Source organism: Pedobacter sp. CG_S7, from assembly GCF_040544395.1.
Lineage (GTDB): Bacteria > Bacteroidota > Bacteroidia > Sphingobacteriales > Sphingobacteriaceae > Pedobacter.
On sequence record NZ_JBEONS010000102.1, the window covers coordinates 1 to 1,372 of the forward strand.

Here is a 1,372-nt window from a genome sequence, read left to right on the forward strand (position 1 = left end):
AGCCATTTTATTTGAATTTTGAAACTGCCCCTAAACTAACAACGATTACAAGGGCTGAAAACAGTCAAATCTTTTAAAGTACCTGAGTAGTTACGGAGGTTTCTAATCAAATTTTTCATTTCAATAATTATGTTTTAAATGGTAATGAAGTTATCACCAGCTTTTAATTTATTGCGGCTTATATAACATAAGTAAATGTAATTATTTAAAAATATAATATCAACTAATGATATTTTTTTTCTAAATATAGAGATAATATTCCTTTTATTTTAACGCCAAAGAGTAATATTTATGACTCATTACGTATATAAACAGCTGATTACGCCTAAAGCGCCTTTTGCGTAACGACTTTTTTATTTCTCTTGTACATTTGGTTTATACTTAAAAACCAAGTTATGAAACCCAATCTAAAAACCATACAACAACAACTACACATTCACTATTTATTGAAACAAATTTGGATAATAGCCAGTCCCCACTTTATACCACCATAATAGGGAGCTAGTAGGGACCTCGTTGCGGATTATCCGAATCAAGTCCCTATTAGCCCGCCATTAGCAGTTAACCAGATAAAACTTAATATCAAACCAAACTAACATTAATAATTAAAACATTTAAAACTTAAAATTATGGCAAAATTACCACAAGGTATATTCGGAGCAATTCAAGGAAAAATTAAGAACATAGTAGGAGTTTCCTACAATGGAATTTCTTATATCCGTTCAGCACCTGCAAAAAGCAATAAACCTAAATCATTAGCACAAATAAATAATATGGAAAGGTTTAAATTCTTGAATGAACAGCTTACGCCTTTCCACTCGTATATAACCATTGGCTTTCAAAACCAAGCGAAGCGCATGACACCAATTAATGTGGCCACTTCTCGCAACTATAAACAATTTGTAATCGGTATTTATCCAGATCTGCAGGTTGATTTTTCAAAATTGGTCTGGAGCGAAGGGAATTTGCCCCAATTGAACAATCCGCAGCTTAGTTTAATGGAGCCCGATAAGTTAAAACTAACCTGGCAACAAGATAATAGTTTGGCAACTTCTTTTGATGACCAGCTACTATTGGTAGTATACTGTCCAGCACTTAAAATAGCTGATGGTTTTATCGGTGGTACAGAGCGTGCAAACTTGGAATGTTCTTTTCAGTTCAATCCGAAATTTATTGGATATGATTTGGAAGTCTATGTGAGCCTCACTTCATTGGACAGGAAGAAAATAGCCAACAGTCAGTATTTGGGAAGGTTATAAGCGATATAAAAATTATTTATTGGTAACTACTCAGGTACTTTAAAAGATTTGACTGTTTTCAGCCCTTGTAATCGTTGTTAGTTTAGGGGCAGTTTCAAAATTCAAATAAAATG

Annotated in this window: 1 protein-coding gene; it reads left to right on the forward strand. The window is 33.0% G+C overall.

Features of this window, described 5'->3' with window-relative positions; genetic code table 11:
* Positions 1 to 629: 629 nt before the first annotated feature.
* Positions 630 to 1,259 carry a DUF6266 family protein gene (locus AAKU52_RS17445; RefSeq protein WP_354335916.1) on the forward strand — a complete coding sequence of 210 codons (630 nt, stop codon included), beginning with the start codon at positions 630 to 632 and terminating at the stop codon, positions 1,257 to 1,259.
* Positions 1,260 to 1,372: the final 113 nt, after the last annotated feature.

Bases quoted from the DNA above. Each gene is read 5' to 3' on its own strand.
- AAKU52_RS17445 (WP_354335916.1), top strand. From the start codon at position 630: ATGGCAAAATTACCACAAGGTATATTCGGAGCAATTCAAGGAAAAATT.